Genomic DNA, 20,310 nt, shown 5'->3' with positions numbered 1-20,310 from the left:
TTCGTGTCATCCCTGCCGCAGCGTTCACAACCTCCCCGGGAAGTACAACTAGGGCAGGGTTAATCGAGTTCAACTAGGGTCAGGGCATGAGTTGGCTCCTCCTGACCGCCGGATTCGCCGTCCTTGTCGTCGGCGGCGAGCTGCTGGTTCGGGGCGCGACGGCCATCTCCGGACGCCTGGGGATACCACCGATGGTCATCGGACTGACCGTGGTGGCGATCGGCAGCAGCCTGCCGGAGCTCGCTGTCGGCATCGATGCGGCACTGCGCGGCAGTCCCGGCCTGGTCACAGGCAACATCGTGGGCACAAACATCGTCAACCTGCTGCTCATCCTCGGAATCAGCGCGGCGATCCAGCCGATCCTCACCGGCCGGCAGATGATGCGACTGGACCTCCCGGTGGTCGCGGTTGTCGCGGCGCTGCTGTTCTTCCTGTCATTGGGCGGCTCGCTGAGCTGGCCGGCGGGTGTGTTCCTCCTGGTTGTCGGGGTGGTCTACACCGTGCTGATCCTGTGGTACACGCGACGGACCAGGGCGCAGGACGCGTCGGCACGGGCGAAGGAGTACAGGGAGCGGGACGACAAAGTCAGCAGAGACGCCAAGGTCACCGAACGCCCCGGTTGGGCACGCGCACTCCTGGACACCGTCTACCTCGTCGGCGGTATCGCCCTGGTCATCCTCGGTGCGGACTGGCTGGTCAGCGGTGCCGTCGACATCGCCACGGACCTCGGGGTCTCCGACACCCTCATCGGGCTGACCGTCGTGGCGATCGGTACCTCAGCCCCGGAGCTGGTGACCTCTGTCGTGGCGACGATGCGCGGCCAGGCGTCGATGGCGGTGGGTAACCTCATCGGCTCCAGCGTGTGCAACATCGTCTTCATCCTGGGGCTCACGGTGGTGGTGTCGCCGGACGCCATACCTGTCCCCGCCGAGGTGCTTTACGTGGACATGCTGGTGATGGCTGCGGTGTCGCTGCTGGTCGTCCTGCTGTTCCGCACCGGGCGCAGGGTCACCCGCAGGGAGGGTGTCGTCCTGGTGCTGCTCTACGCGGCGTACCTGGCGTACCTGGTGCTCGCACGGACGTGACTCACGACCGAAACTACATGCAGAACCCGAAAACTACCGGAAACATCGGCAACACGGACATGTAATCGTCGCCTCATACTGTGAACCGGGTCAGAGATCCGACGTTCACGAGGAGTTTCCATGCCACCACCCACTGACCCCGCGACAAGGAAGGGGAAGCGGTGGCGAAGCGTGTTCGCGGCAGCGGCAGTGGTGACCGGAGTCAGTCTCGTCCTCACGTCCTGTTCCGGAACCCGGGCCGGCGAGCCGGTCCCGGAGGCCGAGTCCTGCGTGGACACCAGCGGTGACAGCATCAGCATCGGCTTCATCAATTCCCTGTCCGGCACCATGGCCATCAGTGAGACCACGGTCAACCAGTCGCTGCACATGGCCGCCGAGGAGATCAACGCCGACGGTGGCGTCCTCGGGAAACAGCTGGACATCAAGGAGGAGGACGGCGCGTCCGAGCCCGTCACCTTCGCCGAACGTTCCCAGCGGCTCATCCAGGAGGAATGCGTGGCCGCCGTCTTCGGCGGTTGGACCTCGGCCTCCCGCAAGGCGATGCTGCCGGTGTTCGAGTCGAACAACTCGCTGCTCTTCTACCCGGTGCAGTACGAGGGCCTCGAGGCGTCCCCCAATATCTTCTACAACGGGGCAACCACCAACCAGCAGATCGTCCCCGCGCTGGATTACCTCAAGGACCGGGAGGACGTGGAGTCACTGTTCCTCGTGGGCAGTGACTACGTGTTCCCGCGGACCGCGAACATGCTGATCAAGCAGTACGCGGAGGCCAACGGCATCGAGATCGTCGGCGAGGACTACACCCCGCTGGGGTCCACCGACTTCACCACCATCGCCAACCGGATCGCCGCGTCCGACGCGGACGCGGTGTTCAACACCCTCAACGGTGACTCCAATGTCGCCTTCTTCCGCCAGTACAACGGCATCGGACTGACCCCGGAGGACATGCCGGTGATGTCGGTGTCGATCGCCGAGGAGGAGGTCGGCGGCATCGGCGCCGGCAACGTCGAGGGCCAGCTGACCGCGTGGGACTACTACCAGAACGTCGACACCCCGGACAACAAGGCTTTCGTGCAGCGGTTCAAGGACGAGTACGGCGACGACAAGGTGACCTCTGACCCGATGGAGGCCGCCTACACGAGCCTGCACCTGTGGAAGGAGATGGTCGAGAAGGCCGGCTCCTTCGACGTCGATGAGGTCCGGGCCGCCGCGGACGGGACGTCCTACGACGCGCCCGAGGGACCCGTCACCGTCAACGGCGACAACCAGCACATCACCAAGACCCCGCGCATCGGACGCATCAACGCCGACGGTCTGATCGACACGGTCTGGGAAGAGGACGCCCCGGTCGACCCGGACCCCTTCCTCGACGGATACGACTGGGCGGACATCGCCGACGACGTGAAGGAGGGTGACTGATCCATGGACGCCATACTCGACCAACTCGTCGCAGGGCTGAGCGTCGGCTCCGTCCTCCTCCTGGTCGCCATCGGGCTCTCACTGACCTTCGGTCAGATGGGCGTGATCAACATGGCCCACGGCGAATTCATCATGGTGGGCGCCTACACCGCCTTCGTCGTCCAGGGCGTGGTCTCCAGCGCGGGGCTGTCCCTGCTGGTCTCGATCCCGGTGGCCTTCATCGTCGGCGGCCTGCTCGGCGTGATCCTGGAGCAGGTGCTGATCAGGCACATGTACAACCGGCCGTTGGACACCCTGCTGGTCACCTTCGGTGTGGGGCTGATCCTGCAGCAGGTGGCCCGGGACATCTTCGGCGCCCCGGCGGCCGACGTCCGCGCCCCGGAGTTCCTGCAGGGAAACGTTGACCTGTTCGGGACCACGGTCCCGATGTCCCGCCTGTTCATCCTGGTGCTCGTGCTCGTCATCGTCGCCGCGCTCGGTGTGTTCATGACGAAGAGCCCGGCAGGACGCCGTATCCGGGCGGTCGTGCTCAACCGCGATCTCGCGGAGACCAACGGCATCAACACCCGCGCCACCGACCGGATGACCTTCTTCATCGGTTCCGGCCTGGCCGGGGTCGCCGGCGTGATGATCACCCTGATCGGTGCGACGGGCCCGACGATCGGCCAGAACTACATCGTGGACGCGTTCCTCGTCGTGGCCGCCGGCGGCATCGGACGCATCAAGGGCGCGGTCATCGCCGCGTTCGCCCTGGGCATCATCCAGGCGTTCATCGAGTTCTCGACGGGCGCGAGCATCGCGAAGTTCCTCGTCCTGATTATCGTCGTCGTCTTCCTGCAGTTCCGTCCCCAGGGCCTTGTCACGGTCCGGACGAGGAGCCTCACATGAGTACCGCAACCACCTCACCGACGACCTCACCGAAGCTCCGACGCGCGACCTTCGTCTCCGGCGCCCCACGCACCCTGTGGGCAGGTGTCGGCCTGATCGCACTGGGTATCGCCCTGCTGGTCGTCGCCCCTGCCGTGTTCACCCCGTTCGCCCTGAACCAGATGGGACGGTTCGTCTGCTACGGCATCGTGGCCGTCGGCATCGGCATCGCCTGGGGACGCGGCGGAATGCTCACCCTGGGCCAGGGTGCCTTCTTCGGCATGGGCGCCTACGTGATGGCGATGCACATGCTGCTCGCCGACGGGGAGCAGGACGACAGCGGCATCCCGTCCTTCATGTCCATCGCCGGCGCCACCGACGTCCCGGGCTGGTGGGAACCGTTCCGCAGCCCGGTGTTCACCCTGGTCGCCGTGGTCGCACTGCCCGCCCTGGTGGCGTTCGCGCTGGGGTTCTCCATCTTCAAGCGGAAGATCAAGGGCGCGTACTTCGCCATCCTGAACCAGGCGCTGGTGGCTGCCACCGTGGTGCTGCTGGTCGGCCAGCAGACCACACTCGGCGGGTCCGACGGTCTGTCCGGGTTCAACTACTTCATGGGCTTCAACCTGGAGGACGACGACAACAAGCGCATGCTGTTCTACATCGCCGCCGGCACGCTGCTGGTGATGCTCGCCGTCGCGTACTGGCTGATGCGCAGCCGCTACGGCGAACTCCTCGTCGCCACCCGCGACGCGGAGGAACGCGTGCGCTTCCTCGGCTACGACCCCGCGCTGATCAAGACGGCGGCCTACGTGATCGCCGCGGCGATGGCGGGTGTCGCCGGGGCACTGTTCGTCCCGATCGTGGGCATCATCTCCCCGGAGGAGATCGGGGTGGTCCCGTCCATCATCTTCGTCATCGGTGTGGCGGTGGGCGGCCGGACGAGCCTGTTCGGCCCCGTCCTCGGTGCCCTGGGCATGGCGTGGATGGAGTCCACCCTGGCGCAGTCGTTCCCCGCCGGCTGGTCCTACATCCAGGGACTGCTGCTGGTGCTGGTCATCGCGCTGCTGCCGGGCGGACTGGCGTCGATCCTCGGCCGGTGGAAGTCACGAACACGACAGGAGCAGGAACATGAACAGCCAGAGTAGCGGCCTCGCCGTCAACAACCTCACCATCCGGTTCGGGGAGTTCACCGCCGTCGGCGACGTGTCCTTCCACACCGACCCCGGCGAGGTGCACTTCCTCATCGGCCCCAACGGTGCAGGTAAGACCACCTGCGTGGACGCGATCACCGGCCTGGCGCCGGGGACCGGGTCGGTCACCCTCGACGGCAGGGAGATCCTGGGAACCCCGGTGCAGAAGATCGCCCGGCTGGGCGTGGGACGCACCTTCCAGACGGCGAGTGTCTTCGAGGAGCTCTCCGTCCTCCAGAACCTCGACATCGCCTGCGGCATCCACCGAGGACGCGGCGCCCTGTTCGGGGTGCGGCGCTTCGTCGACCCCCGCATCGAAGAGGCCCTGGAGCTCACCGGACTGCGTCCGTTGGAGAACCGCAGGGCCGGGGTCCTGTCCCACGGGCAGAAGCAGTGGCTGGAGATCGCCATGCTGCTGGTGCAGGACGCCCGCGCCCTGATGCTCGACGAGCCCGTCGCCGGCATGAGCGAGGACGAGCGCGTGGCGACCGGTGAACTGCTGACCCGCATCGCGCCGGGACGCATGATCCTCGTCGTCGAGCACGACATGGACTTCATGCGGCAGTTCGCCACCCGCGTCACCGTCCTGAACCGCGGCACGATCCTCGCGGAGGGCTCGGTGGACGAGGTGCAGGCGCACCCGGACGTCCAGCAGGTCTACCTAGGCACATCGGCAGGAGCTGAGTAACATGCTTGAACTCGAGAACATCACCGCGGGATACGGCCGTACCACCGTGGTCCACGGGGTGTCGCTGGGCACCGGGGACGAGGGGATCGTCTCCGTCCTGGGCCACAACGGCGCCGGGAAGACCACGCTGCTGCGCGCCGCGGTGGGACTGATCACCCCGACGAAGGGGCGCGTCCTGTTCGACGGGACGGACGTGACCCGCAAGCCCCCGCACGCCCGGGTGCGCATGGGCATGGCCTATGTCCCGCAGGGGCAGCAGTCCTTCGAGCAGCTGAGCTGCCTGGAGAACCTGCAGGTCGTCGCCGATCTGCAGGGCAGGGAGTCACAGGCGCGCCTCGATGAGGCCCTGGCCCGGTTCCCCGCGCTGGAGCCGGTACTCGACCGGCAGGCCGGGCTGCTGTCCGGCGGTCAGCGGCAGCAGCTGTCGATCGCCCGCGCCCTGATCACCAAACCTCGCCTGCTGGTGCTGGATGAGCCGACCGAGGGAATCCAGCCGTCCGTCGTCGCCGAGATCCAGCAGACCGTGCGGGACCTCGCGGCCGAGGGCGTGAGCGTCCTGCTGGTGGAGCAGCACATGGATTTCGCGCTGTCGGCGTCCCGCAACTACGCGGTGATGTCCACCGGCCGCATCGTGCTGGAGGGGGAGAGCGGTGCCGGTGACGAGGTGGAGACCGCGGAGGCGGACAAGGTGAAGCAGGCGCTCGCGATCTGATCCCCCACGCACTCCCCGGGGAGACGTAGGCTCGGGTGGTGCAACCGAACCCTCACCGAGGAGGACAGGCACATGAGCACCATCACCACACGCGACGGCGTCACACTGCACGTCGACGACAGCGGGGAATCCGGCGACCTGGGACGGACGGTCGTCCTGATCCACGGGTGGCCGCTGTCGGCGGAATCCTGGTCGGCCCAGACCGAGGTGCTGCGCAAGGACGGCTACCGGGTGGTCGCCTACGACCGACGCGGTTTCGGACGCTCCGGCAAACCCGCTTCCGGCTACGAGTACGACACCCTCGCCCGTGACCTCGAGGACGTCCTGACCGCCCTGGACCTCACCGATGTGACGCTCGTCGGTTTCTCGATGGGCGGGGGAGAGGTCGCCCGCTACTTCAGCGTCGGCGACACCTCGCGGATCCGCAGCGTCGTCTTCGCTGCCGCGGTGCCGCCGTTCATGATGAAGGGCGACGACAATCCCGACGGCCCACTCACCGAGGAGGCCGCGGCGGAGATGGAGGACGGTCTGAAGGCCGGCCGGGACGCCTTCTTCGAGAGCTTCACCACCGGTTTCTTCTCCGTCGGGGGCGAGCTGAAGGTGTCCGAGGACGCACGCAAGGAGGCGGTGCGGCTGGCGCTCCAGAGTGACCAGACCGCCGCGGTGGGCTGCATGGAGGCCTTCGGGACCACCGACTTCCGGGAGGACCTCCCGAAGGTCACCGTCCCCGCGCTGGTCATCCACGGTGACTCGGACGACATCGTCCCCTACGAGGGATCGGGGAAGCGCACCGCCGAGATCGTGCCGCACGTCAGGACGACCATCATCGAGGGTGCCCCGCACGGGTTGAACACCAGCCACCCCACGGAGTTCAACACCTCGTTGCTGGAGTTCCTGGCCGACTGAGGGGCATGCTCGCCGTGAACCGTCGGGGGCCCGGCATCCCGGCATCCAGAGACGGTTTCAGCCGCCTCCCACCGACCCTGGATGCCAAGATGCCGGAGCCGGGGGAGTCGGGTGCGGGCGAGATGACAACCACAGCCACCCCCGCAGTGTTTCGGCCCGGTTAATCCCCCTCCCGACCGCCACACACCGTCCCCCGGGACAACTATCGTGGGGAATCGACCGACAGGAAAGGACGTCGCCGTGGAACTCACCCCCCGGGAGCAGGAGAAGCTCCTCATCTTCACCGCCGCCGAGGTCAGCCGCCGGCGCCAGGCCCGGGGACTGAAGCTCAACGTCCCGGAGGCGACCGCCCTGATCAGCGACGCGGTCATCGAGGCAGCCCGCGACGGGCGCACCGTCGCCGAGGCGATGGAGATCGGTACGCAGGTGCTCGGCGCCGACGACGTGCTGGACGGCGTGCGCGACATGCTCACCCTCATCCAGGTCGAGGCGACCTTCCCCGACGGGACGAAGCTGATCAGCGTCCACGACCCGATCGGCCAGTGACCATGGGTGCCCACCACGACAACGCACTCACCGTCCTCTACGCGGGGGCGGAGGCCTCCCCCCCGGATGTCCTCGCCGGAGTGACCGGGTTCCCGGTGGCCACCGGCCCCAGGGATCTCGCCCGCCACACCGAGCAGGCCAGGGAGCAGGACGCGACACTGGTGGTCATTCCCGCCGGGACGAACCGTGACCTGACGTCGATCACCCAGGCGGCGCAGGCCCTGCGGTGGGCGCAGCGTTCCGGGGCGAAGGTCGTCCTGGGCCCGTCGCTGATCGATGCCACGCGGGCGATCGCCGAACTCCGGCGGCACCTCCGTTCGGCGGCGAAGGACCATGACGCTGTCCTGTTCACCGCACGGACGGTGGACCCGTTCGCGGACGCCGAGCTGGTGCGACGTGTTCGGCTGGCCCAGCAGTTCTCCGAGAAACTCCTGGTGGAGGTCGCGTTCGAGGGATCATGGCCGTCGGTGGGGACCGGGCGGGAACGGTTGGGGCTGTTGGGTGCGACCGCTGCCGCCGACATCCGCGCGGACCTGGCGACCGGCGGGGACGCGACCGCGCTGTTCCGTCCGTCGGCGCTGGCGACCGCCACCGAACAGGCGTCGCACACCGCGCTCCACCTGCTGCGCGACCATGGCGACGACGGCATCGCCGCCGGTCTGCTCGCCGACCACGAGACGGGGTTCGCCCACTCGCACGGCGACGAGGACGGGCACAGCCACAGCCACGGGCACAGTCACCCGCACTCACACGCCCACACCCACCACCACTAGGAGACAAGACGATGTCCGGATCCGCCAGCTACGGCACCGCGCCCGGTGCCCCGGCCACGATCGAACTGAACCCCGGCCGCCGCACGATCACCCTGCGCGTGGCCAACACCGGCGACCGCGCGGTGCAGGTCGGCTCCCACTACCACTTCTTCGAGGTGAACCCCGCCCTCGACTTCGACAGGGAGGCGGCCTGGGGCATGCACCTGTCCATCCCGTCCGGTCTGGCGGTGCGGTTCGAACCCGGTGACACCCGGGAGGTGGAGCTGGTGGACTTCGGTGGTAAGCGCATTCTGCACGGGTTCGGCGGCGTGACCGAGGGGGCGCTGGACGACCCGGACGTCAAGGCGCGGGCGCTGGGGAAGCTGCCGGAGTTCCTGGCCACCAACGATGCCCTGGAGACACACTGATGAGCACCATCGACCGTTCCCGCTACTCCGAGATCTACGGCCCGACCACCGGCGACACGGTGCGCCTGGCGGACACCTGCCTGACCGTGCGCATCGAGCACGACCACCTCGCCGCCGCCTACGGTGACGAGTCGGTCTACGGCGGCGGCAAAGCCGTGCGCGACGGCATGTCGCAGGACCCGGGCGCCACGGCGGCGTCCGGTGCCCTGGACACCGTGATCACCGGCACCATCGTGCTGGACGCCGTCGCCGGCGTGGTGAAGGGCGATGTGGGCATCAGGGACGGCCGCATCGTGAAGATCGGCAAGGCGGGCAACCCGAACACGCAGGACGGGGTGGACCCCGAACTCGTCATCGGGCCCGGCACCGAGGTCATCGCCGGTGAGCACCGCATCCTCACCGCCGGTGGGGTGGACTCGCACATCCACTACATCACCCCGCAGCAGGCCGAGCACGGGCTGGCCAACGGCATCACCACCTTCTTCGGCGGTGGCACCGGCGCGGCCGAAGGCACCCTGGGCACCACCTGCACCCCGGGTGCCAATGGCGTGCAGTTCATGCTGCGGGCCGCCGAGGGCATGCCGGTGAACACGGGTTTCCTGGGCAAGGGTTCCGGCTCGCTGCCCGAGGCGCTGGCCGAGCAGATCGTCGGCGGAGCGGCGGGGCTGAAGATCCACGAGGACTGGGGCGCGACACCGGCCACGATCCGCAATGCCATGGACGTCTGCGACGAGTACGACGTGCAGCTCGCCATCCACACCGACACCCTCAACGAGGGCGGTTTCTTCGAGTCCACCGCCCGCGCCTTCGGTGGCCGGACCGTGCACACCTTCCACTCCGAGGGTGCCGGCGGCGGCCACGCCCCGGACATCCTGCGCGTCACCGGCATGCCGAACGTGCTGCCCGCCTCCACCAACCCCACGCTGCCGTACACGGTGAATTCCGTGGAGGAACTGCTGGACATGGTGATGGTCTGCCACCACCTGTCCCACGACATCCCCGAGGACGTCGCCTTCGCCGACTCGCGCGTGCGTGCCGAGACCATCGCCGCGGAAACCGTGCTGCACGACCTCGGCATCATCAGCATCTTCAGCTCCGATTCGCAGGCGATGGGACGCGTCGGCGAATCCTGGACGCGCGCCTTCCAGACCGCCCACCACTGCCGCGAGCAGCTCGGTGAGCTGGACGGCGACAAGGGTGCGGGAGACGACAACAGCCGCGTGCTGCGCTACGTGGCGAAGATGACGGTGAACCCGGCGATCGCCCAGGGCATCGCCGGGCACATCGGCTCCATCGAGCCGGGCAAGCTCGCGGACCTGGTGCTGTGGCCCATCGGGACCTTCGCCGCGAAACCGCGGCTGGTCCTGCGGCAGGGCCGCATCGCCTACGGGCAGATGGGCGACCCGAACGCCTCGCTGGCCACGCCGCAGCCGGTCTTCTACCGCGACCAGTTCGCCAACTACGGGTCCGCGCTGCAGGCCACCCGCGTCACCTTCATGAGCCAGGCAGCCATCGACGCCGGCGTGCCTGAACAGCTGGGACTGACGTCCACCGTCCTGCCGGTCGCCGGCACGCGCGGCATCGGCAAGCGGGACATGGTGCGCAACGACCGCCTCGCGGAGATCGCCGTCGACCCGGACACCTACGAGGTCACCGTGGACGGCATCCACGCGACGATCGACCCGGCGGAGAGTCTTCCACTGGCCCAGAAGTTCTTCCTGTTCTGATGTCCCCTTCGCTGCCGTTCCTGCAGGCGCTGACCTACGCCGATTCGGCCTACCCCTCGGGGCGCTACACGCTGTCCCACGGGCTGGAGGCCCTGGTGCAGGCACGCCGGGTGACCGGCGTGGACCAGGTGACCGCGGTCCTGATCGACCACCTCCGCCACACCGCTGCGCCGGGGGACGGGGTCGCGACGGCGGTCGCGGCCATGTGCTCCGGCACCGGTGACCTCGACACGCTCGTCACGCTCGACCACGAACTCGCCGCCACGAAGGTCACCGGCGAGCTGCGCCGGGCATCCACCCGGGTAGGACGCCAGCTCCTGCAGGTCACGGCCGCGGTCGAGGCCCAGCTCGGCGCCGGGCAGCCGGAGCTGCTGCGGGAGTACGCCGCCGCCGTCGCCGCCAAGGAGAGCCCCGGTAACCAGGCCATCGCCGCCGGGCTGATACATGCGTCCCACGGGATGGACGCCGCCACCGCCGTCGCCACCGAACTCACCGGCCTGGCCGTCGGATGGGGCGGGGCGGCTCTTCGGCTGAGGCAGTGCGACCACATTGGTGCGCAGGTGGCGATCACCGCGGCGCACCCCGTCATCGCCGAACTGGGCGAGCGGTGCGTCCTGACCGCTTCTGACCTGCTGGAATCGCGGGAATGGCGATTACTGGGACGTGCGAGCCCCGGCAGTGACCTGGCCTCCGCGCAGCACGAGACCGCCCCCGCCCGCCTGTTCATGAGTTAGAAAGGGAGTCATGACAACCACCCCACAGTCCTCGCCCGATTCCGTCACCGGCACCGGTTCCCCCCTGCGCATCGGCATCGGTGGACCGGTCGGCTCCGGCAAGACCGCCCTGATCGAGGCCCTCGTCCCGCTGTTCATGGACGCCGGACGCAACGTCGGCGTGATCACCAACGACATCTACACCCAGGAGGACGCCGTCCACGTCCGCCGCGAGCTCGACGGGGTGATCGACCCCGAGGTGGTCATCGGCGTGGAGACCGGGTCGTGCCCGCACACCGCGGTGCGCGATGACCCGACGATGAACCTGATGACTGCCGCGGACCTGCTGGACGAGCACCCCGGCATCGACACCCTGTTCTTCGAGTCCGGCGGCGACAACCTGACCCTGACCTTCTCCCCGGCGCTGGTGGACGTGTTCGTCTTCGTGCTGGACACCGCGGAAGGCCAGAAGATGCCCCGGAAGCGCGGTCCGGGCATCACCGAGTCCGACATCCTGGTGATCAACAAGACCGACATCGCGCAGTACGTGCGCTGCGACCTGACGATCATGAACGCCGACGCCGTGGACGTGCGCGACGGCAAGCCGGTCGTGCTGACCGACTGTCTGCTGGGCGAGGGGATCGACGAGCTGCACCGGAAGCTGGAGGGCTTCCGCGCGTGACCGCGGTGTCCCCTGACATCCGGCTGGACCCGGCGGCTCTCACCCCGGCGGTGCCGTGGGAGCTCGCGGAGGTCGCGGGCGAGGTGTCCGCGGGGGGTGGCGTGCTGCCGGTCGGACGTCCCGGCAAGGTCGGTGTGCTCGATCTGACCTTGGGGGTGGACGGGTCCGGCACCACCGGTGTGGCGTCGCGGTTCGTGAAGGCGCCGATGCAGCTGACCCGACCGCTGTACATCGACCCGGGTGATCCGGGGGAGGCTTTCGTCTACGTGCGCACCACCGGCGGAGGACTGGCGCAGAACGACCGCATACGGCAGATCGTCCGGCTGCAACCCGGAGCCCGGGCGACGGTGACGACGCAGGCGGGGACGCCGGTCCACCGGATGAACACCGGCATGGCGACGCAGTGGGTGAGTCTGCACGTGCCGTCCGGTGCCGTGTGCGAGTACCTGCCGGGGCAGACGACCCTGTTCGCGGGGTCGAGGTTTCTGCAGGTCACCGATGCTTCCGTGGAACCGGGTGGGATGCTGCTGGCTGCGGAGGTGATGCTGACCGGACGTCTGGCCCGAGGTGAGCGCGACGGCTATGATGCACTCGGGCAGGGCTTCCGGGTGGAGCGTTCCGGACGTCCGCTGCTGTCCGACACCCTGTGCGTGGTCGGGGCGGGGGAGGGACGCAGCGAGATGCTGCTGTCACGGTGGCCCGTGTGGGGGACGGTTCTGGTTGTCCCGCCGTCGGCCACGGAGGTGCCGGGGTTGCTGGACGTGGTCAGGGATGTGCTGGGGGACCACCCGTCGGCGGGGGCGTCCACCATGGTCGGTGACGCGGGCATCACCGTGCGCGTCGCTGGCGAGGATCCGGTGGAGGTGCGGGCCATGGTCGGTGCCGTGCACAGTGTCGCCCGGGAGTTCCTGCTGGGGCGTCCCGCGGTTGACCTGCGGCGTATGTAGCCGGTCCGCTACGGTGGTGGCATGAACCACGTCACCTACGGCGACAACATGATCCGCCGCATGGAGGACTCGGTCGACGACGAGTACCAGGCCGAGATCATGCACAAGGCGTCGTCGGTGGGTATGCAGTACTACTGGTGGACATTGCTCGGACTCGGCGTGGTCTTCGCCTGGGTGCTGCCCGGCTTCTACTCGCTGCTGAGCATCCTGCTGGTCTGGGCCCCGGCACTCGCTGTCACAGCGTCGCAATGGTGGATGAAGCGCTACGCCCCACGTCCCCGATTCATGGCGATGACGCCGGGGGAATGGGCTGCGCTCATTCCCGGGCTGGCAGTCATGTGCGCCGGAATGCTCGTCAACGCCTACGACGGTGAACTGTCGACGGCCGCCGGAATGGTCGTGGGTGGCCTGGTGGGTGGATTTGCCGGTGGTTGGTACGCGAAGAACCGGGCGCGAACCGTGCGGGAACGGGACGAACGCCGTCTCGACGCCGAGATCGACGACTGGGCGCTGTAGGAGCCTCAGGCTGCAGGATGTCAGTCGGGGAGCCCGACCAGGAACTCCCGCAGCCCCACCAGGTCGTCCGTGCCGATGACGTCCAGTCCGGCCCGCAGCTGCGCCGCCCAGGTGGCACGTTTGCCCACCGGGTCCGTCTCCGGTACTCCCCAGACCCGGGAATCCGCGCCGTGCCCGTCCGCCCGCTCCACGAAACCGGTGGGGTCACCGATGACGTCGGTCCAGGTCGACGAGACGAGCGGCATGTCACGGGCATCGAGTGCATCGGTTCCGGTGAGATCCGACTCCCGGCCGTCGTAGAACCCGTAGCGCACCGGCCGGTCGGCGATCGTCTCGAACGGGGGTTCACCGGAGTAGACGACCTGCACGGCGCCGGGTGTGAGTTGACCGTCCTCCACGTGGGTCAGGACGTCGGAGTAGGACGCGAGGAGTTCCTCGGTTCGGGCGAGCGTGTCCGCGCCCCCGTCCTTGACGTCGACGAGCAGACGGACTGGTTCGGTGCGGTCCGGGTACACCTGTCCGCCGGTGCCCCGTACCCACTCCGCCAACGGCTTCAGGTACCAGTCCTCGAGGCTGCGCCCCGCCTGCGGACCCGTGGTTGCCTCGGGTTGGGTGTGCCCCAGGAGGAGCTGGCCGTCCTCGAACCAGATATCCGCCTCGATACTGGTGAACCCCTGGGCCAGGGCGTCCCACAGGGGAGTGGGATGCAGGTAGTCGTTGTGGGCGTGGGCCTGGGGCAGGGACGTCGGTGTGCTGAACCCCTCGGGCGCCGGGTTGGCCGACGATGGTTCCACCACCCCGGCCGATGACGTGGCCGCGAGGGCGAATGACAGGAGCGTGGAGCAGCATACTGAACTGATCAGGGCGGTTCGTCCGGTTCCGTGGCGGGGCATGGTGGTTAGCGTATCCGGCAGCTAATCGTCTGCGCAGCGTATCCGGACAAGGTTCATTCGCAGGTCAGTTGCTGTTCACATCCGAGAGTTCTTCAGTACCCTCGGCCCCATGAGCGACCTTCCCGAAGCACTCATCACATCCGTCCGCGATGCCCGCCGGGTCGAGGTGTTCACAGGTGCGGGGATGAGCGCGGACTCCGGACTCGACACCTTCCGCGACGCCACCACGGGCCTGTGGACCCACGTGGATCCGCAGGCGATGGCCAGCGTGGACTCCTGGGCCCGCGACCCCGACCCCATGTGGGCCTGGTACCTGTGGCGCGCGGCGAAGGCACGGACCGCCGACCCCAATCCCGGCCACACGGCCGTCGCCGCCTGGCAGCACGCCACCCCGGACACCAGCGTCCACGTCACCACCCAGAACATCGACGACCTGCATGAACGTGCCGGATCGAGCAGTGTCTCCCACCTCCACGGCAACCTCTTCGATTTCCGCTGCACGGTCTGCGGAGCCCCGGCCTTCGAACCGGACCTGCCGGAAGAACCGGTCGAACGCCTCCATCCGCCGGAGTGCAGCGCCTGCGGCAACCTGGTGCGTCCCGGGGTGGTCTGGTTCGGCGAGGCACTGCCGCAACGCGATTTCGCGGAGGCCGAACAGTCCATGCAGGACTGCGACCTGGTCGTCATCGTCGGGACGAGCGGCGTGGTCTACCCGGCCGCCGGACTGCCGCAGATCGCCGCGGCCCGAGGCGTCCCGGTCATCGAGATCAGCCCGGACGACACCGACCTCACCCCGACCGCCACCTGGTCACTGCGGACCACGGCCGCGCAGGGGCTTCCGGCGCTGCTGGACGTTCTCAGCTGAACCGCACCTCGTCCAGGCTCAACGCGTCGCCCGGCGGCCGCTGCCCCTCCGCGATCTCCACGTAGCCCGCGGCGTGGGCGATCAGGCCCTTCCTCTCCTCCTCCGAGAGCTCGCGCCGGACCTTCGCCGGCAGTCCGGCGGCCAGCGAACCGTCCGGGATCTCAGCTCCCTCCAGCACCACCGCGCCTGCGCCGATGATCGTGCCGCCGCCCACGGTCGACCCGCTCAGCAGCGACGACGACATCCCCACCAACGTGCCGTCCCCCACACTCAGTCCGTGCACCAGGGCCTGGTGTCCGACGGTGACGTCATCGCCGAGGACGCACGCCGTGCCGGAGTCCACGTGGATTACACTGTTGTCCTGGATGTTCGTCCGCTCCCCGATGCGGATCGCCCCCACATCCGCGCGGATCACCACACCGTAGAACACGGAGGAATCGGCACCGATCTCCACGTCGCCGATGATCACGGCGTTCGGGGCGACGTACGCCGATTCATGGATGCGCGGCGTCCTGCCGTTGAAGGGGAGGATCAGCGGGCCGGTGGTGCGGGGATTCTGGAAGGTAGTCATGTTCCCCACTGTAACTACTAGTCCGCGATCCCGGTCGTCCTCAACCAGTCCACGACCACCTGGCAGGTCGGCTCCACCAGGCCAGGGCCGTACTCCTCGGTGTCGGCGCGCAGTGAATCGAGGTCGACGTCCTGTGACGTGAGATCGCTGGCGTGCCCGATCAGCCACTGCTCGATGCGCGACGGATCCACCTCGGGGTGGAACTGCAGGCCGAGCGCATGGTTGGACTGGAACGCCTGGACCGGCGAGTCGTCGTCGTAGGCCAGACGCTCCACACCGGAGGCCATGGCGGACTTGCCGTCCGGCAGCTCGATCCGGTCGCCGTGCCAGTGCAGGACGGGACGCCCCTCGAGATGGCGCAACGGCCCCTCCAGGCCGGCCTCGGTGAGGGTGACCGGCGACCAGCCGATCTGCATCGGCCCCGCGCCAGGGACGATGCGTCCGCCCAGCGCCACCGCCAGGAGCTGCGCTCCCAGGCACACGCCCAGGACGGGGCGTCCGGCGGCGTGCCTGGAACGGATCAGGTCAACGACCTCGTCGAGGTAGGGGTACCGCGGGTCGGCGGTGGACACCGGCCCGCCCATCACCACGAGCAGGTCGGCCTCCAGGGGGCCGGGCGGGAAATCCACGCCGACGTCGGCGTATGTGGGGTGCAGGACGTCCTCCCACACCCCGGCGTCCTCGAACGCGAGGAAGCGGAGCACAACAGAGGTGAGCGGGCTGGTGGTCATGGTCCCAGACTACGTCCATGATGGAGGCATGTCCTACCTACTGATCGTCCACCACAGCCCCACCGACAAACTCCGCTCGCTGGCGGACACCGTGATCACCGCGGCGCGGGAGGCGGCGGCGCAGGTCAACGAGGAACTCGCCGGTGACGGGGCCCTCGAGGTCCGTGAACGCAACGCCCTGGACCCGGATCCCGGGGAACTCGCCGGGGCGGATGCCGTGATCCTGGGCACCACGGCGAACTTCGGGTACATCTCCGGGGCGCTGAAGCACTACTTCGACTCCACGTTCACGGAGAACCAGGGGGTGGACAAGCCGTTCAGCTACTGGATCCGCGGTGGCTACGACACCACCGGTGCGGAGAAGGCGATGCAGACCATCACCACCGGATTCGGGTGGACGCAGGCCGCCGAGCCCGTCGCCTTCACCGGGGACATTGAACCCCACCGCGGTGAACTGCAAGCGCTGGCGGAGAACACCGTGGGCGCGTGGTTCGCGTCGGTGGCGTGAGTGCCGCGGGTGGGGGCTACTTCGCGTCGGCCAGGAAGTGGGACGCCGCGGCAACCCCGGCGGTGACGGTGAGTACCGCGGGCCACGGTCCGATCTTCTTCGCCAGCGGGTGGGACAGGCCGAACCCGGCGACGTAGGCGGTGCCCAGTCCGGCGGTGAGGGCCGGGCCCCCCTTGGCGAGCCAGGTGCGTCCGGCATGCACCCCGGCCGCGGCGAGCAGGACTCCGCCGAGCGGGCGGATACCGGTCTCCCGGGCGCTGACCCACCCCCCGATCAGGCCCAATGTGGTGACGGTGGCGGTGTTGACGTCCTTGGCGTTCTTGAGTTTCATCTCCATGCCTGACAGGTTACCCGGGTACCCTCGGCACCAGACACTGGAATCTGTGAGAAATGACATGAATCACCCCGACCCGACCACCTCCCCCGGCGACTCCCTCGCGGACTCGTCACCCTCGCCGCTCGCTACCCTCCTGACCAGGCTGTGGGGCATCGACCTGCCGATCATCGGTGCCCCGATGGCCGGACGCGCCGGTGGGGAACTGGCGGCGGCGGTGAGCCGCGCGGGCGGACTCGGAATGATCGGGGTGGGGTCCGGGACGTCCCCCGACTGGATCCGGGACAACGCGGACACCGCCGGGGACGGGGGGAACTTCGGCATCGGACTGATGGTCTGGGCACTCGACAGGTCGGTGTCCCGGACCGGTTCCGCACCGCAGTTCGACGCCGCCATCGCCGCCAACCCCACCGTGATCTCCCTCGGCTTCGGCGACCCCGCGCCGTGGGTGCGTCGCGCCCACGACGCCGGCATCAGTGTGGTCGCCCCGGTCAACAACCTGCTCCAGGTGCGGCAGGCGTTGGCCGCTGACGTTGATGTGCTGTGCGTCCAGGGTTCCGACGCCGGAGGGCACACCGGCACGATCGGCACGATGTCGCTGATGCAGCACGTCCTGAACTACGCCGCCGTGCAGGCGCCCGCGGTTCCGGTCGCCGTCGCCGGAGGCATCGCCACCGGCCGGGGCGTTGCCGCCGCGTTGTCCGCCGGGGCGGACGCCGCGTGGATCGGGACGGCACTGCTGGGCTCCCCGGAAGCGCTCGGATCGGACGCGCTGAAGACCGCGGCCGTGCAGGCATCGTCCCGGAACACCGTCCTGACCGGCATCTACGACCGCGCCGAGCAGGTGCCGTGGGACACCGAATCATGGCCCACCCGCACCGTGCGCAACCGCTTCGTCGACCGCTACGCCGGGGACGCCTCCGTGGATGACGCCGAACTGGTCGCCGCACGCGCCGACGGTGGGGAGTACGCCGACGAGCTCAAACTGCACGCCGGACAGGGGATCGGACTGCTTCGTCGCCGCGAGCCGGCCGGGGACATCGTCCACCGCATGGTGGAGGAGGCATCGGTCCTGCTCAAGCGGTTCTAGTCCGGTAGGTCGGCGACCATGTCCGCGACGGTCGCGCGTGCGGCGTCCTCGGTGATCCGGCCCGCCATCAGCAGGGACCCGAGGCCGTGCCCGAGGGCCATTGCGGTGTCGACGATGCGTCCGGCGACCCCGTCCCCCAGTTCCGGTGCGGCGGCGAGGCATGCGGCGGTGAACTCGTCGCCCGTCGCAGCGAGGTGTCGACGGTACGCCGATGCGGCGGGTTCCGTGCCGGTGACCGCCATCAGTTCCATCGAGACGCCCACACGGTGCAGCGCCTGTGTCTCCGCGTCCACCGGGAGGGACGCGGCGAAGTAGCCCTCCAGCACCGCGCGCAGGGAACTGCTCTGCTGGCCCCGCAGGTCGCGCCAGCGTTGCACGCTGCGCCCACTCAGTCGGTCGAGGGCGCTGGTCAGAAGGGTGTCCTTGTCGGTTCCGTAGTACTGGACGAGGCGGAGGGAGACCCCGGCTTCGGTGGCGACGGCCCGCATCGTCACCGCGTTGATGCCGCCGGTTCCGAGGAGCCGGTCGACGGCATCGAGGATGTCGTCCCGGCGGGTGGATTCCCGGCGTGTGGAGCCGGTGGTTGTACGCATGTACCAGAGGGTACAGGGGGCTGCGGGTGTGGTTCGCGTAGGGTGGGCGGTGTCATGAACGAGACAGGTAGAGCCAACAGAAACACCCGCTGCCTGGACGTTGACCTTACGGCCACCCCGTGGCTGTACCCGGGGCCCTGGCCCACATCGTCCGGAACGCTGACCGCCGAGGGCTACTTCCCCGGTGACGACGGGTTGGTGGGGATCGCCTCCGACCTGGACCGGACGCCGGTGGTCGCCGTCGGATCCAATGCCTCGCCCGGGGTGGTCAGGACGAAGCTGCGGGAGCACGACGTCTCGCCGGTGGTCCCCTTCGTGCGGGCCTGCGTGCCGGACACGGTCACCGGGTTCACGGCGCACATCAGCCCGCGGGGTTACATCGCCGCGGCGCCACACCGGCGGCCCGGGACGCAGACAACGATGTGGGTCAGTTTCCTCGATGCCGAACAGCTGGAATGCGTGGACGCCACCGAGGCACCGAACTACAGGAGGATCCGGGTCAATGACACGGTGATCCTCGACAACGGTGATGAACTGACCGGGTACGACATTTACCGCAGCAGCTGGGGACTGGTTCCGGACATCCCGCACCACACCGGACGGGGCAGTGCGCCGATGGCCTTCACCAGGCGCGGGGCGCAGGAAAGGGTGTTCGGTCACCTGCGCGAACGGCTCGCCGGATTCGTGCCGTCACTGCCGGACGGCGGGAGCGAGAAGGTGGTCCGCGCTATGTGGGACGACCGGATGTTGGCTGACCGGGTCTCGGAGGAGCTCCACGCCGTCGCGCTGGACGACGGGTACTGAGCTCTCCGACGTTCTAGCCGGCGGTCTCCGAGCCGGGGACGCTCTGCCATGAACCGGCGGCGGCGCTGCCGGACGTGATGGAACCCACGACGCTGAACAGGGAACCGATGACGTCGGTCTCGGTCAACGAGGTGAGGACCGAGGCGACGGTGGGGTCGTCGGAGGAACCTCCGCCGCTCGAGTTGGAGGGGAGGTCCTGGGCGGAGGCGACGCCGGTCGCGGTCGTTGCGGTGAGCACGGTGGCGGCGGCGAGTGAGAGCGCGCGGGTACGGAAGGGGCTGCGGGTGTTCTGCCGGGCGTGGCGGGGTGTGCGGTGATGGGAAGTCATGCGGACAAGTATGCCGTCTCCGGCGCGAAAACGTGTATGAAAGGGGACATGGATACCAACACGCTTGTCCTTGCACAGGGTTCGGCCCCGACCCTCGGTTTCATCGGCTGGATCATCATCGGTGGGCTTGCCGGCTGGATCGGCTCGAAGATCATGAAGACCGACGAGCAGATGGGCTTGATGCTCAATATCCGTGGTCGGCGTGATCGGCGGGTTCCTTGGCGGGTGGTTGCTGACCCTGCTCGGCCTGGATGTTGCGAATGGCGGTTACTGGTTCAGCTTCTTGACCTGTCTGCTCGGTGCGGTGATCCTTCTGTGGATCGTGGGGGCGGTGACCTCGAGGAAGAGGTGAGCGCGTACGTGTAGCCCCGGCACCGGGAGGGGTGCGGGGTGCAGGTCGGGGATGAGTGCGGGG

At 68.6% G+C, this 20,310-nt stretch carries 25 protein-coding genes and 1 pseudogene; 20 read left to right on the top strand and 6 right to left on the bottom strand.

Annotated features, from left to right (window positions below; genetic code table 11):
* Positions 1-86 precede the first annotated feature (86 nt).
* The 15 genes from ACTIL2_RS02900 (at position 87) to ACTIL2_RS02830 (ending at position 13,178) form a co-directional block, all read left to right on the top strand.
* Positions 87-1,085 (top strand): calcium/sodium antiporter, encoded by a 999-nt coding sequence (locus tag ACTIL2_RS02900; RefSeq protein ID WP_442335949.1) that lies wholly within the window; start codon positions 87-89, stop codon positions 1,083-1,085.
* Between the two features lie 120 nt (positions 1,086-1,205).
* On the top strand, positions 1,206-2,504 hold the full coding sequence (gene urtA, locus ACTIL2_RS02895) for an urea ABC transporter substrate-binding protein (RefSeq protein ID WP_442335948.1): 1,299 nt from the start codon (positions 1,206-1,208) through the stop codon (positions 2,502-2,504).
* Positions 2,505-2,507: 3 nt separating this feature from the next.
* A complete protein-coding gene (urtB, locus tag ACTIL2_RS02890; RefSeq protein WP_442335947.1) occupies positions 2,508-3,392 on the top strand; it encodes an urea ABC transporter permease subunit UrtB in 885 nt (294 codons plus the stop codon).
* On the top strand, positions 3,389-4,516 hold the full coding sequence (gene urtC, locus ACTIL2_RS02885) for an urea ABC transporter permease subunit UrtC (protein ID WP_442335946.1): 1,128 nt from the start codon (positions 3,389-3,391) through the stop codon (positions 4,514-4,516). Before urtB ends, urtC begins: the two co-directional genes overlap by 4 nt.
* Entirely contained in the window at positions 4,500-5,249 is a 750-nt protein-coding gene (locus ACTIL2_RS02880) for an ABC transporter ATP-binding protein (RefSeq protein WP_442335945.1), read from the top strand. The genes urtC and ACTIL2_RS02880 overlap by 17 nt, the downstream gene beginning before the upstream one ends.
* Before the next feature lies 1 nt (position 5,250).
* Entirely contained in the window at positions 5,251-5,961 is a 711-nt protein-coding gene (locus ACTIL2_RS02875) for an ATP-binding cassette domain-containing protein (protein WP_442335944.1), read from the top strand.
* A gap of 72 nt (positions 5,962-6,033) precedes the next feature.
* Positions 6,034-6,867 carry an alpha/beta fold hydrolase gene (locus ACTIL2_RS02870; RefSeq protein WP_442335943.1) on the top strand — a complete coding sequence of 278 codons (834 nt, stop codon included), beginning with the start codon at positions 6,034-6,036 and terminating at the stop codon, positions 6,865-6,867.
* 240 nt (positions 6,868-7,107) lie between these two features.
* On the top strand, positions 7,108-7,413 hold the full coding sequence (locus tag ACTIL2_RS02865; RefSeq protein ID WP_442335942.1) for an urease subunit gamma: 306 nt from the start codon (positions 7,108-7,110) through the stop codon (positions 7,411-7,413).
* Positions 7,414-7,415: 2 nt separating this feature from the next.
* Positions 7,416-8,186, top strand: coding sequence for a hypothetical protein (locus ACTIL2_RS02860; RefSeq protein ID WP_442335952.1), 771 nt, complete (start codon positions 7,416-7,418; stop codon positions 8,184-8,186).
* Between the two features lie 11 nt (positions 8,187-8,197).
* Positions 8,198-8,593 carry an urease subunit beta gene (locus ACTIL2_RS02855; RefSeq protein ID WP_442335941.1) on the top strand — a complete coding sequence of 132 codons (396 nt, stop codon included), beginning with the start codon at positions 8,198-8,200 and terminating at the stop codon, positions 8,591-8,593.
* Positions 8,593-10,320, top strand: a complete 1,728-nt coding sequence (ureC, locus tag ACTIL2_RS02850) for an urease subunit alpha (RefSeq protein WP_442335940.1) — start codon at positions 8,593-8,595, stop codon at positions 10,318-10,320. Before ACTIL2_RS02855 ends, ureC begins: the two co-directional genes overlap by 1 nt.
* Entirely contained in the window at positions 10,320-11,054 is a 735-nt protein-coding gene (locus ACTIL2_RS02845) for an urease accessory protein UreF (protein ID WP_442335939.1), read from the top strand. The genes ureC and ACTIL2_RS02845 overlap by 1 nt, the downstream gene beginning before the upstream one ends.
* 10 nt (positions 11,055-11,064) lie before the next feature.
* On the top strand, positions 11,065-11,715 hold the full coding sequence (gene ureG / locus ACTIL2_RS02840; RefSeq protein WP_442335938.1) for an urease accessory protein UreG: 651 nt from the start codon (positions 11,065-11,067) through the stop codon (positions 11,713-11,715).
* On the top strand, positions 11,712-12,662 hold the full coding sequence (locus tag ACTIL2_RS02835) for an urease accessory protein UreD (protein ID WP_442335937.1): 951 nt from the start codon (positions 11,712-11,714) through the stop codon (positions 12,660-12,662). Before ureG ends, ACTIL2_RS02835 begins: the two co-directional genes overlap by 4 nt.
* 21 nt (positions 12,663-12,683) lie before the next feature.
* Positions 12,684-13,178: a hypothetical protein gene (locus ACTIL2_RS02830; RefSeq protein ID WP_442335936.1), complete on the top strand. Its 495-nt coding sequence runs from the start codon at positions 12,684-12,686 to the stop codon at positions 13,176-13,178.
* Positions 13,179-13,198: 20 nt separating this feature from the next.
* Here the strand turns inward: ACTIL2_RS02830 and ACTIL2_RS02825 are convergent, their stop codons facing one another.
* Complete coding sequence (locus tag ACTIL2_RS02825) at positions 13,199-14,071, bottom strand: hypothetical protein (protein ID WP_442335935.1); 873 nt, start codon at positions 14,069-14,071, stop codon at positions 13,199-13,201.
* 109 nt (positions 14,072-14,180) lie between these two features.
* On the opposite strand from ACTIL2_RS02825, the gene ACTIL2_RS02820 reads away from it, so the two are divergent.
* The gene (locus ACTIL2_RS02820) at positions 14,181-14,936 is read left to right on the top strand and encodes an NAD-dependent deacylase (protein ID WP_442335934.1); all 756 of its coding nucleotides are present in this window, start codon (positions 14,181-14,183) and stop codon (positions 14,934-14,936) included.
* Here the strand turns inward: ACTIL2_RS02820 and ACTIL2_RS02815 are convergent.
* Both ACTIL2_RS02815 and ACTIL2_RS02810 read right to left on the bottom strand, forming a co-directional pair.
* Entirely contained in the window at positions 14,929-15,507 is a 579-nt protein-coding gene (locus ACTIL2_RS02815) for a gamma carbonic anhydrase family protein (protein ID WP_442335933.1), read from the bottom strand. The genes ACTIL2_RS02820 and ACTIL2_RS02815 overlap by 8 nt on opposite strands.
* A 17-nt stretch (positions 15,508-15,524) precedes the next feature.
* Positions 15,525-16,238 carry a glutamine amidotransferase-related protein gene (locus tag ACTIL2_RS02810; protein WP_442335932.1) on the bottom strand — a complete coding sequence of 238 codons (714 nt, stop codon included), beginning with the start codon at positions 16,236-16,238 and terminating at the stop codon, positions 15,525-15,527.
* 28 nt (positions 16,239-16,266) lie between these two features.
* Here ACTIL2_RS02810 and ACTIL2_RS02805 point away from each other — a divergent pair, with 28 nt between their 5' ends.
* Positions 16,267-16,746, top strand: coding sequence for a flavodoxin family protein (locus tag ACTIL2_RS02805; protein WP_442335931.1), 480 nt, complete (start codon positions 16,267-16,269; stop codon positions 16,744-16,746).
* Positions 16,747-16,762: 16 nt separating this feature from the next.
* Here ACTIL2_RS02805 and ACTIL2_RS02800 read toward each other — a convergent pair whose 3' ends face one another.
* Positions 16,763-17,083: a hypothetical protein gene (locus ACTIL2_RS02800; RefSeq protein WP_442335930.1), complete on the bottom strand. Its 321-nt coding sequence runs from the start codon at positions 17,081-17,083 to the stop codon at positions 16,763-16,765.
* A gap of 58 nt (positions 17,084-17,141) precedes the next feature.
* On the opposite strand from ACTIL2_RS02800, the gene ACTIL2_RS02795 reads away from it, so the two are divergent.
* Positions 17,142-18,170, top strand: a complete 1,029-nt coding sequence (locus ACTIL2_RS02795) for an NAD(P)H-dependent flavin oxidoreductase (protein ID WP_442335929.1) — start codon at positions 17,142-17,144, stop codon at positions 18,168-18,170.
* Here the strand turns inward: ACTIL2_RS02795 and ACTIL2_RS02790 are convergent.
* Positions 18,167-18,763 (bottom strand): TetR/AcrR family transcriptional regulator, encoded by a 597-nt coding sequence (locus ACTIL2_RS02790; RefSeq protein ID WP_442335928.1) that lies wholly within the window; start codon positions 18,761-18,763, stop codon positions 18,167-18,169. The two genes, ACTIL2_RS02795 and ACTIL2_RS02790, sit on opposite strands and share 4 nt — an antisense overlap.
* 54 nt (positions 18,764-18,817) lie before the next feature.
* On the opposite strand from ACTIL2_RS02790, the gene ACTIL2_RS02785 reads away from it, so the two are divergent.
* A complete protein-coding gene (locus tag ACTIL2_RS02785) occupies positions 18,818-19,567 on the top strand; it encodes a hypothetical protein (protein ID WP_442335927.1) in 750 nt (249 codons plus the stop codon).
* Positions 19,568-19,580: 13 nt separating this feature from the next.
* On the opposite strand, the gene ACTIL2_RS02780 is transcribed toward ACTIL2_RS02785, so the two are convergent.
* Positions 19,581-19,895, bottom strand: a complete 315-nt coding sequence (locus tag ACTIL2_RS02780) for a hypothetical protein (protein WP_442335926.1) — start codon at positions 19,893-19,895, stop codon at positions 19,581-19,583.
* Positions 19,896-19,943: 48 nt separating this feature from the next.
* Between ACTIL2_RS02780 and ACTIL2_RS02775 the strand changes: the two are divergent.
* Positions 19,944-20,247, top strand: a pseudogene (locus ACTIL2_RS02775) (GlsB/YeaQ/YmgE family stress response membrane protein).
* The last annotated feature ends 63 nt before the right edge of the window (positions 20,248-20,310 follow it).

It is taken from the genome of Corynebacterium sp., from assembly GCF_052107835.1.
In the GTDB taxonomy this organism is placed as follows: domain Bacteria; phylum Actinomycetota; class Actinomycetes; order Mycobacteriales; family Mycobacteriaceae; genus Corynebacterium.
This window is presented reverse-complemented; position numbering and strand designations above follow the sequence as displayed.